This is a genomic window from Pseudomonas sp. TH32, assembly GCF_016650855.1.
GTDB lineage: Bacteria > Pseudomonadota > Gammaproteobacteria > Pseudomonadales > Pseudomonadaceae > Aquipseudomonas.
Genome location: NZ_JAEKFA010000002.1, coordinates 2,725,330 through 2,739,067, shown reverse-complemented (window position 1 = coordinate 2,739,067; position 13,738 = coordinate 2,725,330). Strand labels below are relative to the sequence as shown.

At 54.4% G+C, this 13,738-nt stretch carries 15 protein-coding genes; 7 read left to right on the top strand and 8 right to left on the bottom strand.

Going from position 1 to position 13,738, the window contains the following annotated elements:
* Positions 1 to 63: 63 nt before the first annotated feature.
* The 5 genes from JFV30_RS16265 to JFV30_RS16245 all read right to left on the bottom strand — a co-directional run bounded on the left by JFV30_RS16265 (position 64) and on the right by JFV30_RS16245 (position 5,134).
* Positions 64 to 462, bottom strand: coding sequence for a hypothetical protein (locus JFV30_RS16265; RefSeq protein WP_201124614.1), 399 nt, complete (start codon positions 460 to 462; stop codon positions 64 to 66).
* Positions 463 to 631: 169 nt separating this feature from the next.
* A complete protein-coding gene (locus tag JFV30_RS16260) occupies positions 632 to 1,645 on the bottom strand; it encodes an AraC family transcriptional regulator (protein WP_010172174.1) in 1,014 nt (337 codons plus the stop codon).
* Positions 1,646 to 1,674: 29 nt separating this feature from the next.
* Positions 1,675 to 2,742: an NAD-dependent epimerase/dehydratase family protein gene (locus JFV30_RS16255; RefSeq protein ID WP_242487099.1), complete on the bottom strand. Its 1,068-nt coding sequence runs from the start codon at positions 2,740 to 2,742 to the stop codon at positions 1,675 to 1,677.
* A 335-nt stretch (positions 2,743 to 3,077) separates the two neighbouring features.
* Positions 3,078 to 3,878, bottom strand: coding sequence for a GNAT family N-acetyltransferase (locus JFV30_RS16250; RefSeq protein ID WP_201124612.1), 801 nt, complete (start codon positions 3,876 to 3,878; stop codon positions 3,078 to 3,080).
* Between the two features lie 44 nt (positions 3,879 to 3,922).
* A complete protein-coding gene (locus JFV30_RS16245) occupies positions 3,923 to 5,134 on the bottom strand; it encodes an MFS transporter (RefSeq protein WP_201124611.1) in 1,212 nt (403 codons plus the stop codon).
* Positions 5,135 to 5,417: 283 nt separating this feature from the next.
* Here JFV30_RS16245 and JFV30_RS16240 point away from each other — a divergent pair, with 283 nt between their 5' ends.
* Positions 5,418 to 5,681: a hypothetical protein gene (locus JFV30_RS16240; protein ID WP_201124610.1), complete on the top strand. Its 264-nt coding sequence runs from the start codon at positions 5,418 to 5,420 to the stop codon at positions 5,679 to 5,681.
* Between the two features lie 42 nt (positions 5,682 to 5,723).
* Positions 5,724 to 6,197: a hypothetical protein gene (locus tag JFV30_RS16235; protein WP_201124609.1), complete on the top strand. Its 474-nt coding sequence runs from the start codon at positions 5,724 to 5,726 to the stop codon at positions 6,195 to 6,197.
* Positions 6,198 to 6,215: 18 nt separating this feature from the next.
* Here JFV30_RS16235 and JFV30_RS16230 read toward each other — a convergent pair whose 3' ends face one another.
* Positions 6,216 to 6,962, bottom strand: a complete 747-nt coding sequence (locus JFV30_RS16230; RefSeq protein ID WP_201124608.1) for a BPL-N domain-containing protein — start codon at positions 6,960 to 6,962, stop codon at positions 6,216 to 6,218.
* 134 nt (positions 6,963 to 7,096) lie between these two features.
* The gene (locus tag JFV30_RS16225) at positions 7,097 to 8,593 is read right to left on the bottom strand and encodes a methyl-accepting chemotaxis protein (protein ID WP_201124607.1); all 1,497 of its coding nucleotides are present in this window, start codon (positions 8,591 to 8,593) and stop codon (positions 7,097 to 7,099) included.
* 361 nt (positions 8,594 to 8,954) lie between these two features.
* Between JFV30_RS16225 and JFV30_RS16220 the strand changes: the two genes are divergently transcribed.
* The 3 genes from JFV30_RS16220 to JFV30_RS16210 all read left to right on the top strand — a co-directional run bounded on the left by JFV30_RS16220 (position 8,955) and on the right by JFV30_RS16210 (position 10,668).
* Positions 8,955 to 9,593 (top strand): EcsC family protein, encoded by a 639-nt coding sequence (locus JFV30_RS16220; protein WP_201124606.1) that lies wholly within the window; start codon positions 8,955 to 8,957, stop codon positions 9,591 to 9,593.
* A complete protein-coding gene (locus JFV30_RS16215) occupies positions 9,563 to 9,850 on the top strand; it encodes an EcsC family protein (protein ID WP_201124605.1) in 288 nt (95 codons plus the stop codon). Before JFV30_RS16220 ends, JFV30_RS16215 begins: the two co-directional genes overlap by 31 nt.
* A 95-nt stretch (positions 9,851 to 9,945) precedes the next feature.
* A complete protein-coding gene (locus JFV30_RS16210) occupies positions 9,946 to 10,668 on the top strand; it encodes a hypothetical protein (protein ID WP_242487098.1) in 723 nt (240 codons plus the stop codon).
* On the opposite strand, the gene JFV30_RS16205 is transcribed toward JFV30_RS16210, so the two are convergent.
* A protein-coding gene (locus JFV30_RS16205; RefSeq protein WP_201124604.1) for an IS3 family transposase occupies positions 10,604 to 11,754 on the bottom strand; the annotation gives its coding sequence in 2 pieces (ribosomal slippage) (positions 10,604 to 11,520 and positions 11,520 to 11,754; 1,152 coding nt in all). The genes JFV30_RS16210 and JFV30_RS16205 overlap by 65 nt on opposite strands.
* Positions 11,755 to 12,290: 536 nt before the next feature.
* On the opposite strand from JFV30_RS16205, the gene JFV30_RS16200 reads away from it, so the two are divergent.
* Together JFV30_RS16200 and JFV30_RS16195 are read left to right on the top strand one after the other, a co-directional pair.
* Entirely contained in the window at positions 12,291 to 12,869 is a 579-nt protein-coding gene (locus tag JFV30_RS16200) for a hypothetical protein (RefSeq protein WP_201124603.1), read from the top strand.
* Between the two features lie 277 nt (positions 12,870 to 13,146).
* Positions 13,147 to 13,710, top strand: coding sequence for a DUF6990 domain-containing protein (locus JFV30_RS16195; RefSeq protein ID WP_201124602.1), 564 nt, complete (start codon positions 13,147 to 13,149; stop codon positions 13,708 to 13,710).
* The last annotated feature ends 28 nt before the right edge of the window (positions 13,711 to 13,738 follow it).

Below are 13,738 nucleotides of genomic sequence, written 5' to 3'. Positions count from 1 at the left end.
ATTTGGAGGTGTGCGGTGGGTGGAGGGAGTCTTCACGGTTGGCTATCGGCCAAAACCGACCTCTCAAACAGGTTCATGAGGGCAATCGACGAGCGCTTGCATTACGTGGCCGAGTTGCACCAATTTCTCTATGGCGAATGGAACAGTCGTTCCACTGATCGAGAGAGGGGTAAAGGCGAGTATCCGAATGGCGAGCGCTCCCGGCTGATTACTCTCAGAGAAGCTAAGGCGGTACCACGAAAATATTGACGGTTTCCATGTAACAGTCGCCCGGTTAGAAGGCGCAGCAAAGAAAGCTGAAACCCTAGCAATGTGTTCTCGCTTAATCTTGAGAAAGTAATTGCCGGCAGTTCCTTGTTCAAAAGTCAGATAGAGATCCTCTCCCTTTGTCTGGAGGTAGAGATAAATCGAACGCCACTTACCTTCGTGGCAGGCGCTGAACACCGCTGGTGTCCCTAACATTTTGCATTCCTTCATCAAGACGGTCTGATGAGGTTTAGCTCATGCTTGGCGAGTCTGCATTTGGAGGCTATTTCTGACCGATTGCTGCCTTTCGCGAAGAGCAGCTTAGGGTCGATTTCGGTCAGTCGTGACAGGCAGAAATCGGCCACTAGTGGTCAATCGAATGTGTCTACGAAACCCGATGCAAATGACTGCTCAGTCGGTATGCGCCTGGTGTTACTCCCTGCCAGTCCTTGAATGCCCGAATGAAGGAGTTGACGTCCTGGAATCCTAGCAAGAATGCGATCTCTCCCTGCGCGATAGAGGGCTTACGAAGGTAGTGCACAGCCAGTTGCTGGCGAGTGGCGATAAGGATGTCTTTGAAAGATGTCGACTCTTCGCTCAATTGCCGCTGCAAAGTGCGCTTGCTGACGGCCAAGTGCTTCGCGACATCGTTGACAGTGTATTGCCCAGAGGGAAGTCCCTCCAACAACACAGCCTTGACGCGATCACTAATGGTCGCGGTTGAATCCAGAGTCGTTAGGCGTTCACGCAAACCAACTTCGAAGAACTTCCACATGGAATCGTTGGCGGTCAAGAATTGACGGACACCATCTTCTTTCGAGAATGTGAGACGGATGGTCTTCCCCGCTTTTGGCATAACGCCGAAAAAGTCCTCATAGCTCTGGATGTGATCAGGAAGTTCCGGAAGCGTAATCTCCCTAGGCACCACGCGGTGACGCGTGGCGATCCTTACCAGTTGGGTCGCGTAAACGATCTCGGCAGCCGCCATGCTGTGCGGGATGGGACCAGCGTCCGAGTAGCATTCCAATGTCACCGAGGTTTGGTTGGCGCCCACCTCAGCCACCAGCCCCATGGGACCGATCAGCTTCTTGAAGACAGACAAACGCTGAAAGGCGACGTTGAGATTAGGGCTGCACAAGCAAGCAAAGATCGCGGGATCAAAGGCCTCAACAGAGATTGCTTGACCCAATTTGAGCGGCAAGGCCATGTCATCCCCTCCAACCTGCTCGATTGCTTGCCATAATTCGAAGAATTGCGCAGCCGTGATGGTCGCCTCTTGGCGAGAGAACAGGTCTGCCGGAAGGTTCGCATGGCGCAAAACGCGAGCAGAATCTACGCCCATATCTGCAAGCAACAACCGCCAGCCCGATTGAACCACGAAGTTCGTACCTTGTTTCATCAACGCTCCATTTCCCGCCGCTTCATGCCTCAGCGCTTTGGAATTAACCCGTTGTCGATCATTTGTTGGAACATATCCCGAATCGAGGCATCGAGGGGGCGATAAACCATGCCGAGCTCCCGAACGCTCTTGCCGTTGTCAGCACTCCACGGGAGGCCAACGTTTCGCAACACGAACTTGCGAGTGGTGCTCTTATCCGCCATCGGGGCGACCAGCCACACAAGCCACTTAGGCAGAATACGCCGCGGCACTGGGTAAGCGTCGAACTTCGGCAGAAGCGCCTTGGCGATTTCCGGCAGAGAAGTGTTGTGCCCGGAAATGATATTGCGCCCTTGGGCCTTGGGCAAATAGGCGGCTCGCAGGTGTGCTTCCGCTAAATCCCGAACATCGACTGCACCAATTCCGAAATCTGGGACGCCGTCCTTCATGCGGCCATCTCCCATCTGCCGGACTATGTGGAAACTTTCCGAGGTGGCGTGGGGATTGATGCCTGGACCGATGACGAAGCTCGGGTTGAGCACAACCAAACCCCAACGTGATTGTTTCTTGGCGATGTACCACGCCTCGCGCTCAGCGACGGTTTTGGAGTAGGAATATGGCGAGTGATTAAGGGATGAACTGCTATTCCACTCTTCCTCCGTGAAGATGCCGCGCTGTGTTTGTTCCAGGTCTGCATTGTCGCCGTATATAGCCGCGCAACTACTGGTCAGGACGACACGTGCTACTGACGCCGTCCGGTTGGCCGTTTCGAGTACGTTGCACGTGCCCAGTAGGGCCGGATCAATCAGTTCCTTTTGGGGGTCTCGGATGTTCAGCGTGAAGGGAGAGGCCGTATGAAAGACAATGCCGCAACCCGCCATTGCCTCGGTATAGGAGTCTTGATCAAGCAGGTCCGCCTTGAAATAGCGAATAGTGCCCGGCAGCTTTGCCGCCATCTCGTCAAGATGGCGGACTTTTCTTCGGTCAGCCGGATCGCGCACGGCCGCGTGAACAGTGACGCCTTCCTCCAATAGCCGTTTAACGATCCAGCCGGCAACGTAGCCAGTTGCGCCGGTGACTATCACAGGCTTGCTCTTGTCAATTTCAAATTCTTTCATGAACAATTCCTTGCTGATTTGCCGAATGCCTAACACCAATGGAATGATGGGCGGAGGGCACCACAGCCTAAATGGGTTAAGTAGTGACAAGCAGAAGACTATCTGAGTCAAAGTAGTCACGTAACTCGCAAGGAGTGCCATTAAATCTGCAAAGAGCGCCAAAGAATAATTCCACTGGATGTTGGCGAACTGTCCAATCAGAAGTTGTTACTGCACGCGCCGACTCCGCTCTTCCCTAGTTCATTCACCACAGCTCTAAACGATGTTCGTAGGGTTTGGAGGGCACCCGGTAGCATTGAGTCGGGCGCTTTTTGACGCGAACACGCCGGCCTATTTCAACCACCCGCCAAGCGATACAGCGCCTGAGCATGAGATGCCGCCAGCCCAGCACGCTGCAAATTGCGGCGACTCTGCGAACCGGGAAGCGCAGTCGCGGCGGCCACAAGGCTGCCGTGCTTCTTTGCCTGCTCTATCCGGTGAGATATCAGGGCTCCATGGTAGCCCAGGCCTCGTGCATTTTTTCGGGTGGCAGCCGTCCCCAGGTAGGCAACCCCATTGCTGGCCAGGTACATCAACGCGCCAGCAACGACCTGCCCATCAGCTTTAAGGACGTAGATTTTCAGACGATCATTTGCCATGAGCCCTGCAAACGAAGCCTGGCTCAACTGACGATGCTCTGGCTTGGTATGAAAGCCACTCGCATGAACCGCCGCGAACTCCGGAAGAGAGTCTGAAGTGGCCTCTTCGATGTCGAATGATTGGGGAGTCAACACCGCGTCCTCGATAGGGCACGCAAGCTGCAGATGCGTCCAGCCCCTCAAACGCTCCAATCGCTGTTCTCCCGCAAAAGCGTATTGCTCCAGCGCCGAGGCCTTGCCTATAAGCGGCGTTACTGTCGAGTACGCTGCTGATTCCTTGAGCAAGTTCCGCAGTGACTGGGGATTACCGGTGCTATCACCGTAAATGCGATTGAACATCGGACTGGGCGTTGCCTTCACCTGAAAGCACGGAAAAGCCCCGTTGGAAAAAACACGAGCACCAAAAGGATTTCCACTGACCCGCGACAAGCTCTCAACGCGGGAACACAAATACTCGCTTTCTGCGACCTCGATCGCATGGGCCAATTCAACATCCATGTACACAGTCCCTTTACAAGATTTTCAGGGCAGGTAGCGGTAAATCAACCCCCATCACCGCGTCCAGTGTCGTAGCGTTTCGAATAGGAAGCGCCCATCAGATAGAAACACCCGCCCGCCACGATAAACGCCGCGAGCATGTAGAACATGAAATGCGCCGGCTGCGACGCCAGGGCAAACCCGCACAACACCGGCCCCAGGGCACCGCCGAGGCTGGACAGGTTTTGCGCGCCGTAATACATGCCGCGCAAGTGGTCCGGCGCGATGCGGTCGATGAACATGTACTCGGCCGGGAACACGATGATTTCGCCCACGGTGAATATCGCCACGGCCAACGCCCAATGCAACACGGTGGTGGACAACGCAAAACCGACAACCCCCAGCAGAAACAGACTGAAGCCCGCCGTCAGCCATTGATTCAAATGCTCATTGGTAATGCGCTTGCCCACCATGTACTGGAGGCAGATCACCACCGTCGCATTAACCGCCACCACCGAGCTGATGACCTGGTAGGTAAATTCCGGGGTGCTTGTGGTCACCAGGTATTGGGAGATGTAGCCGGTGAACTGGCCGAACGCCACAGCGCTTAAAGCGCCGCCAACCGTGAAGCAGACCAGGCGATAGTCCTTGAGCAAAATGCGCCCCACTGCGACGAATGACACCGGCGCATTCGCCGGGTCGGCGGAGCTGAGGCTCCTGTCACCCCACACCATATAAGTCACGAAGAAGCCCATGCCCAGGATCGCAGAGACCAGGAACGGCAGTTTCATGTCCATGTGCGCGAGCCCGGCGCCAATGAACGGCCCCACCGCGTAACCGACGTTGATCAAGGTGTAGCGCACCGAAAACACTTTGCCGCGTTCGGCTTCTGGCAGCAGTTTGCCAAACGCGGCCTTGACCACAATATCGATAACCGAATAGGCGAAATTGAACGACACCAGAAACAGGAAAAACAGCCACAGGTGCGACGTGACGCACATACCGATGAAGCCCACGGTGAAGAGACCCGTGAAGCTCAGGATCAATCGATAGCTGGAAATCTTGTCAGTCAGGTAGCCGCCGTAAAGGCTTAGCAACGAGCCCACCAGCATCGCACCGCCCACTACCAGACCGATGTCGCTGATGCCCAGCGTGAAGTTGGATGACAGGTAAATCACCATATACGGCAGGGTAATGGCGCGCCCCAGTGTCAGGAACAACGCAGACGACAGCAGCAGATTGACCGAAAACGGGTAGTGTCTGAAGGCGGCGAGCATCCGAGTTGATTCCTGTAATAGGCAGTATCAATGGCTGAGTCACATATCGTTACACATCCGGTTTTTACTTGACAGCGGGATCTGTCAGGTGAGGAAGCAACGCTGGAATTCCCTGCAAACCTCTGTTTTTCCCCGCATCGCGAATAAATGGCCCTATGAGATGCATCGAAAGTGGATCTTTTACTGATCCATTTACCTTCTATAGTCGGCCAATGCCCCAAGCCGTTAACAGCGATCCTTAGTTTGGCTGTGGGGTCAGGGTTTCTCATTTGCGGAAGCTGATATGAATTATAAAAACAGCTCTATCAGTATCGGCGTGTCTGCACTTTTAGTGGTGTCAGTTCTGCGTTTGGCCACTAACCAACCCCCAACCCGGGAAGAATTTGTAAAGTATCCATCTCTCCGACAGAAATGGTTCACGATATGCGACGCACGCAGCAACCTTGCCGAGCTCAATGATGAAGGCTGCAAGCATTTACGCGAATGGCAGGCGGCCAGCAAATTTCCTGTACTGGATAATTTGATGAATCAAAACCTGGGTAAATAGCTAGCTGCCCTATGACTTTTTCAGTGGCCTGGAGCATCCAGTTTGAATCCGCAACTGATCATCTCCCCGCACGACGGATCCATCCGAATTCAGCGAAATGAGTCCTGCATTGTGATCGACAAGACCCTCACCGCAGAGAGGGCAGTGGCGGAGCTGTCACCGTTCTATCTGTCGGAACTGGATCATGGAAATGGCTACGTGTGGAACTCATACAGCGGCATCAACATCAACGGTACTCCCGGCTCTTTTGCGCTGTGTTTTTATGCGGGGCGTTTGATGGAAGTCCATTTAGGCTTGTCCAACCCGAACGAGGCCACCCGTAATGGGTGGCCTTCACAAGCGTCAGTTGAGCGGGACGTCGCCTTACTCCGAAACGCGTTGATGCAACAGCTATCCCGGTCTTTCGAGAGGGGCACAGAGACGTTCCCATGGGGCAGTGCGTGGGCTGTTTTTGATGCAAAGGCATTTTTGCCCAGTGCAGGCGTCAGATACCGACTGCCTGAGACATCCCTTTAAGCGAGGCTTCTGTGCCCCCTACCTGCGCCCCTCAATGCTGCGCACTAACGCCCCAAAAAGCTCACCCCGCGGCATCTCGCTCAAGGGAATATCCGCCTTCTCGAACCACTCCCGATCCGCCTCAGGGTGCGGGCCACTCAGCACCACGACCCCGTTTTCATACGTGTAACGCGCTGCCGCCACATCACCATTCTGGTAGGTCGCAATGGTAGAAGAAGGCACGGTCGCGTCAGGCTTGGGAAAGTAAGGCCCATCCTGATAAAAGACGCTATCGGGTTTCCCATCCCACACCACCTGCACCGCCGCGTCCGCAATGCCCGCGACCTCAAACCCAGGCCGGCCCGCCTCTGAATCAAGGTCGTAGGGTATCAGGCCAAAGTTGCTGTTATCGGCAAGATAAGCGCCCATACACAGCCCCAGGTAGCGCCCACCCTGGGCGACAAAGTTACGAATGGCTTGTACCCGCGCATCCCCCAAACTATCAAGCGCCGCAGGGATGTCCTGACCGCCGCCGGGTTGAACGTAGAGGTCATAATGCGCGAGGCTTTGCGGCGTGATGTCGATCGATTCATCTGCACCTACAAAGTCAATCCGGGCATCCGGGCGGACGCGCAGCAGGGCTGTTTTAACATTCTCTGAACATCCCTCGCAGCCCGCGGGGCCTCGGTAGATAGCCACATGGGTGATGGGTGTTGCGGCGTGCACCGAGTAAGGAAGCAGCGTGAAAAACGCAAACAGCGTCGCGGCGATGGCATGCAGATTCATGGTTGTAGAGTCATCTTGAAGCTGATGGGGTGCGATTCGGACTTTGCGCGTCAAAGCCTAAAGCTAATAGCCGTTTGAAGGCGTTAACATTTGTAAATCGGCTGGGGAAATCAAGCACCGGCCCATGCTCCCACTCACTGATGAAACCGGCGCCCCAGCGCATCCAGCCGCACCGCAATCGGCGGCAAGCGCTCGCTGCTCCTGGCCAGCGTCTCCACATCCTGCGCCGTATTCTGCGCGATGCTCTGCACTGACTGCAGCCGCCCCACAATCTCCACATTCGCCGTGGATTGCTCGCGGGTGGTCGACACAATCCGCCCATTCAACTGATCAATCTGCGAAATATCATTGCCCACCGCCCGCAGCATCTCCACCGCCAGCTGGCTGTCTTCCACGCAGCGCTCCACCCCTTGGCGGCTGTCGTGCATGGCTTCAACCGCGAGCCGGCTGCCGTGTTGCAACCCTTCGATAATCGTCTTGATCTCCTGGGTCGACACCGCCGTGCGCTGCGCCAGGCTGCGCACCTCATCGGCGACCACGGCAAACCCGCGCCCTTGCTCACCCGCGCGGGCGGCTTCGATGGCGGCGTTGAGGGCCAGCAGGTTGGTCTGGTTGGCGATGCTGTTGATGACCTCCAGCACCGAGCCGATCTGTTCGGCCTGCACGGCCAGCCCTTGCACCGTCTCGTTGGTGTCGTGGAGGCGGGTGGCGAGTTGGGTGATTTCCTGCTGGGCGCGGCCGACGCTTTCCTGGCCACGGATGATCTGCTGGCTGGCTTGCCCCGCGTGCTCGACGGCATGCTCAACGTGCACGGCGATATGGCCCATGGCGTCCTCCATGCGCTGCATGGAACCGGTCATCTGCGCGATTTCCGCCAGTTGGTGGCGCGCGCCTGTTTCCAGGGTGCCGCTGGCGTGGGCCAGTTCCTGGCCGAGTTGGCCAAGGCCGTGGGAGTCGCGGGCGACACCGTCGATCAGCCCAGTGATCTGCGTCAGAAAGTGGTCGAAACGGGTGGCCAGGGACACATGGACTTTTTCCGCGTTGCCCTGGGCCGCCTCACCGCTGAACTGAGTGGTGACGGCGAGCATCTTTTCGAGCATTTCCTGGCTTTCTACCGCCTCCGTCTGGCTGTGCACCGCGAGGTAGAGCAGGGCGACCGTCTCCATCACCACGTAGAACGCGTGGACAAAAATCATGCTCCAGCCGCCGTGATGCTCCATCACAAACACCGGGAAACCCTGATGCTGCAAGGCATGGAACACCACGTGATGCACCGCGATAGTGACGGCGGCCACCAGGATAGGCAGCCAGTCACGGTAGAACGTCAGCACCGCCAGCAGCGCGAAGATACCGAAGTGCGATTCGATGACACCCTCGGCCTGATTGATGTGCAACGCCGCCATCACCATCAGGCCAACGCCAAGCGCGCAGCGCATCAGGCGAGTGCCGCCGATGACGCGATAGGCCAGGGTCAGCACCACGCTGGTGCCGCCGCCTATGAAGAGCGCTTGGAGCAGCGTGTCGTGCCAGAACGCCAGGCCCAGGGAGAACAGGGCCATCAGCCAGATCAGGGCGAGCATGATGCGGTCGGCTTTGCGGTAGTGCTCGATGAAACGGGCTTGGGCAGGCATTCACTCGTACTCCATGTGGACGGGCCGGGGTGAGGCAAGCATGCGACGTGCCATACGGGCATGCGGGGAGCGAATCGGGTGTGGGGGAGTGGGGATTGATTGGTGGTACGAGGTTATCGGCATGGCTAGGTGGGGCTTTAGGCTGGGATCAACCAGAAGCGGACAATCATTGGCAAGTGGTCAGCGAACGCGTCTTCTGTGTTCCAGCGTCAGGTGCGATCCGCTGCGTTTCTAAGCGCACGGGATCTCCCTTACTCGGGTAATCGCAACATTTGGAAAATTGGCAACAGAAATTAAATTATTCGCGGCATAATGGCCTTTTGAAATCATTGATGATTGGTTCACAATTCAAGGATCCAGCATGCCGAAGCTGAGCAAATACGAGCAACACGCACTCAAAGAGATTCACAGCTGGAAGGAGCCTGATATTGGCTGGTTCGGCCAGGCACTGAAGGTGATAAATCAACCACTGGACAAAGCAGGTGACCTCTTGTTCAAGGCACCCGGTGTCGGTCCAGCGATCCAGGGCGCAATTGAGGGCTTGACCAGCGTTTGCCATGATGCGGCCCAGTGGAGCGTAAGACCAGAAGCTATTTTTGAAGAGTTTCGTGGCGACGGACACAGCACGGTTAAAGCTCATAAAGACATTCACGATCTGGATCTGGAGCAAATCGATAAGGTCGTTGGCTTCCTCGGCGCTAAATACAAGGGCATTGCTCTGGTAGAAGGCGCAGGGGCGGGAGCCGTGGGCTTACCCGGTCTGGCAGTCGATATCCCGGCGTTGATCACACTTAACCTTCGGGCGATCGGCGAGTACGCTGCCTATTACGGTTTTGATACCTCACGTCAGGAGGAGCGACTGTTCGCGTTCAACGTGCTTGGCCTTGCTTCCTCTCCCACCGACAGTTCGAAAGCACTTGCCATGGCTCAACTGATCAAGATTTCTCAGGATGTCGCAAAGAAAGCGACATGGCAGGAGCTGGAAAAAGTGTTTTCGTAAAGATCATCCAAGAAATAGCCAAAGCTCTGGGCATACGTCTTACAAAAGCAAAGCTCGCACAAGCAATTCCAGCCGTGGGCGCGGCTGTGGGCGGAGGTTTCAACGCCTACTTCACTATGAAAGTCTGCGATGCAGCCTTCTACCTTTATCGGGAACGTTTCCTCGCGCACAAGTATGGCCCAGAGGTGATTGAGGTGACCGTAAAACCCGCCAACGACTATGACCCACACTACACTGAAGCCTCACAAGCTGTGTGAGAGCTCTAGCAACGCTGGAGAATTGGGGCTTGACCCCAATTTCCCCACAATTTTCCCATGGAGCGATTCAGCCCTGTACCTGAAGGATCTAAACAATGGGGTACCTTGTCGTTGCTCACGCGATGAATGTGAAGCCGGAGCTAGAACCACTTTCCACTTTGCCGATGAGTATTGGGTGGTCATTACACCAGGATGAAAGCGCCACGTCGTTCTACTTAGACACGTTTAAGGCTGGCGAAGAACGGAAATGGCCCTTTACATCTATGCCACCTATCAAGGATGTACCGCTTGAGCTCCCTCAAGAATTGGCAGCTCTATCGCGGATATACAAATTGCTTAAGGATGCTCAGCTGGCCGACTACTTCAAGAGAGCTTTCCTGAATGTGAATTTAGCGCTAAGCAAAAGCCTTCAATTACCCGTTTGCAGCTTTTGCACAGATGACGACGGGCTGGATTTTGTGTGCGTATCGTCGAATGGTGAACTGCAAAGGCTGCGTTGCGTTTGCGGTGATCTGGATATCACCTATGAGCTTGGGACGGTCTTGATCCAGCCGCTTCTGATAGATGGCGTGGAAGGCACCGACGCAAGTGGTCTGCATGACCCGGAGAGTGGTATTCACGTCTTGAGTCGGAATATAGCGCCTTCGTCGTTACTGCATGCGTTGGCTTCAGCAGAAACTACTCGCTTTCTACAAGTAGAAAGCCCCCCTCTGGGTCTAGGTAGCTTCGATGGTATGAATCGCCCCGGATTCTCTAGACACCTTGCAAGCTCATTGCGTAACGCTTTTCAAACTCTACCGGTGACAGCTGATTGTTGAAACCATGGCGGCGTTTTACGTTGTAGAACATCTCGATGTAATCAAACACATCACTCAGAGCATCTTCCCTCGTGGTGTAGATTTTTCGCTTGATCCGTTCCCGTTTCAGAAGCTGGAAAAAGCTCTCGGCCACGGCGTTGTCATGACAGTTGCCTCGGCGACTCATGCTGGCAACCAAATTGTTTGCCTTCAAAAAGCTGCGCCAATCGGAGCTGCTGTACTGGCTGCCTTGGTCGGAATGAACCATCACCTCTTGCTTCGGTTTACGCCTCCAAACCGCCATCAACAACGCATCAATAGCCAAATCACTGGTCATCTGCGACTTCATTGACCAGCCAACGACCTGCCGAGAAAACAGATCCAGTACCACCGCCAAATACAACCAGCCTTCATACGTACGAATGTACGTGATGTCGGTTACCCAAACCTTGTTGGGTTCCACAACATCGAACTGGCGCTTCAGCAAATTGGGTGAGACGACCGCTGGCTTACCGCCGTACTTTCCAGGGCGGCGTCGATAACCTGTCTGAGAACGCAGACCTTCAAGACGCATCAGCCTCGCCACACGATGACGACCACAATCCTCACCGACCTCGCGCAGATCGTCGTGGATTTTGCGATAGCCATAAACGCCACCGCTCTCCAGCCAGGAATGCTTGATCAAACCCAGCAGTCGCTGGTCGTCTTTGGCGCGTACAGATTGCGGCTCAGACAGCCAGGCGTAATAACCGCTGGGATGGACTTTCAGCGTCAGGCAAAGCCGTCGAATCGAATAGTCGCCCGCTCGCTGCTTTATAAAGGCGTACTTCAACCGCACTCCTTGGCAAAGTACGCGGCGGCCTTTTTTAAGATGTCTCGCTCTTCGGTGACCCGCTTGAGTTCGGCTCGCAGACGACGCAGTTCAGCGTGCTGATCATCGTCTTGCTTCCGTTCTCCTTGAGGTTTGCTGTAGCGCTTTATCCAGGCATAGAGGCTATGCGACGACACGCCAAGACGCGCCGCCACATCAGCGACAGGCAGCTTCTTTTCGGTCACTTGATTGACCGCTTGGATTTTGAATTCTTCGGGGTAACGCGGGTTGCTCATGGCACCTCCTAATTGACCTCAGTTTAAGGCAAAGAGGTGTCTACGAAACCCGGGGCGATTCAGTATGGAGGTCGCTCCGATAAAGATTGCAGGCTCTAAGATCGCCTCGCTGGCGCCTAAGTTGGTTGCTCAGAAGGCGTGGTGGAGGCGGTAGTAGTTGTATCGACGACTTCGACCCAAGCCAGGAGGTTTTTTTGCGAAAAGTAGTCAAATATCAGCATCGAAAAATTGTGGTCTGAGAATCGGTTCAGGCCACATTTAAAATAATGGTGGTCTGACCCTGGTTTCTCTGATTTCTATTGCTGAATCACCGGTTAGCTGTGCTGCAAAGATTAAAGAGTTTATGACCTCTTGAGGTTTCAGGGGGGGCAGACCCAAGCTTGTCGGAGATCTCAAGGCGCTTGATGTCGATGGCTTCCTAACTTGGCATTTTGTTGATGAGGAGTGAGTTCTGTACACTGTGTCGTGGCTGAAACCGTCGCAGATAAAGCCGGCCCCTTAACCAAACGTTAGCCACTGGAATCGAGACTTCACAGATGAAAAAAGAAAGCCCTCTGGGAAAACTAATTGCCAGTCTTCAGAAGAAGATTTCTGAGGGGGGCTTGGACAAGGCTGCGGTTGAGGAAGCAACGAAAGAACTAGCGAAGCTTGGGTATCAATACGACGAAGGTGGTTTCCCCCCGCTAGTAGATACGGAAGTTTTCTCGAACAATAGTTCGGATTCTCCACAAGATCTTGCAGAGGCTCTATTGTGGAAACTAGGGAAATGGAAGGCATACAAGAAGTTCTGTGAAAACTATGCTGCAGAGCAGCCAGTGCCAACCACGACCGATGTGGTGTTCTATGCCTTTGCAATGCATCTGAAAGACAAGAGTAATCCGATTTATGACCAGCACGCAATCAGGTCGCTTTGGGCTATCCTCAAAGAATTAACTGCCGACGAGAGGCAGGAGTGTAAGTCGCTACTTTTCGATACGAAAAGCAAGTGGAAGGAATCTGGCACAGGAAAGAGTGCAATTGATTGCTACTCAATTTTCGTCAAACACGTTAATGATCTAGTTTCGGCTAGCGGGGAGCAAGCAAGTCTGAACTTGACCGCTTGCTCATGCCTTTAGGTCAGGCAATCAAGAAGTCTACGAAAACGTATATTGAATTTGACGCCCTTTGTGGTTGGCACTAGCAGTGGCTAACAATTCGATGCAGGCGCGACGGCCCTGAAGAGCCGCGGCCTTTGTGCAAACGTTAGTGTCCGCTTTTGGCCGATTCTGTTGAAAAATTAGGTCTCCTGTCGATCTGTAGCGCGCGACCAGCTAAAGCAGGTTGGCTAGAAAGCGCCCCCTTGAGAGCCCAAGAAACCAGTATCATCCGATAGGTGATATCGAGAGCAGAACTATGACAGAGAAAGAGGTATGTGCGATTTTGCAAGCACAAGGTTGGGCCTGTGGAAAGGATGAGGTAAGTGACCGCTTTTGCATCAAGTGTTTGGGCGAGATCCAAGTCCAGATCATTCCGACTATAGGGAAGCGCTCGGATCATTTTAGAGTTTCGTTCATGCCTTCCATCTCCTCGACAGCGTTTTCGGATGCTGTCGCGTTCATCTTTGGGGAGGGAAAATATTTTTCACCTGTCATCGTAAGCAACGAAACGCCCCAGAAGTTAGAGACCATTGGCGCTGACGATGTAGTCGAGCTATCTGACAGGGCGTTATCTTGGGCTCAGAATCAAGATATAGATGCGGGCCTGGCGCTCTACAGGTCTTTACCTACAGACGCCAAAGGAGCAATGCCACTCAGGCATCTAGCTGCACTAGCAATTGCGCAAGATGTCGATCAGTTAGAGGATTACAAAAAAAGCTTTAAAAAGGGCGAAAGGCTGGGGTTCGTCCCATACATCACCGTTGAAATGATTGAGCGCTCGCTGCTGATTGCGCAGGGAAACGCTCCCAAGGTTAACTGATTCCCTGAGTAGCTCCATCGACTGATCT

Coding starts and splice junctions, on each gene's coding strand:
- JFV30_RS16240 (WP_201124610.1), top strand. CDS start 5,418: ATGAATTATAAAAACAGCTCTATCAGTATCGGCGTGTCTGCACTTTTA.
- JFV30_RS16210 (WP_242487098.1), top strand. CDS start 9,946: ATGGGGTACCTTGTCGTTGCTCACGCGATGAATGTGAAGCCGGAGCTA.
- JFV30_RS16255 (WP_242487099.1), bottom strand. CDS start 2,742: ATGAAAGAATTTGAAATTGACAAGAGCAAGCCTGTGATAGTCACCGGC.
- JFV30_RS16250 (WP_201124612.1), bottom strand. CDS start 3,878: ATGGATGTTGAATTGGCCCATGCGATCGAGGTCGCAGAAAGCGAGTAT.
- JFV30_RS16265 (WP_201124614.1), bottom strand. CDS start 462: ATGTTAGGGACACCAGCGGTGTTCAGCGCCTGCCACGAAGGTAAGTGG.
- JFV30_RS16200 (WP_201124603.1), top strand. CDS start 12,291: ATGAAAAAAGAAAGCCCTCTGGGAAAACTAATTGCCAGTCTTCAGAAG.
- JFV30_RS16260 (WP_010172174.1), bottom strand. CDS start 1,645: ATGAAACAAGGTACGAACTTCGTGGTTCAATCGGGCTGGCGGTTGTTG.
- JFV30_RS16225 (WP_201124607.1), bottom strand. CDS start 8,593: ATGCCTGCCCAAGCCCGTTTCATCGAGCACTACCGCAAAGCCGACCGC.
- JFV30_RS16245 (WP_201124611.1), bottom strand. CDS start 5,134: ATGCTCGCCGCCTTCAGACACTACCCGTTTTCGGTCAATCTGCTGCTG.
- JFV30_RS16215 (WP_201124605.1), top strand. CDS start 9,563: ATGGCAGGAGCTGGAAAAAGTGTTTTCGTAAAGATCATCCAAGAAATA.
- JFV30_RS16195 (WP_201124602.1), top strand. CDS start 13,147: ATGACAGAGAAAGAGGTATGTGCGATTTTGCAAGCACAAGGTTGGGCC.
- JFV30_RS16230 (WP_201124608.1), bottom strand. CDS start 6,962: ATGAATCTGCATGCCATCGCCGCGACGCTGTTTGCGTTTTTCACGCTG.
- JFV30_RS16220 (WP_201124606.1), top strand. CDS start 8,955: ATGCCGAAGCTGAGCAAATACGAGCAACACGCACTCAAAGAGATTCAC.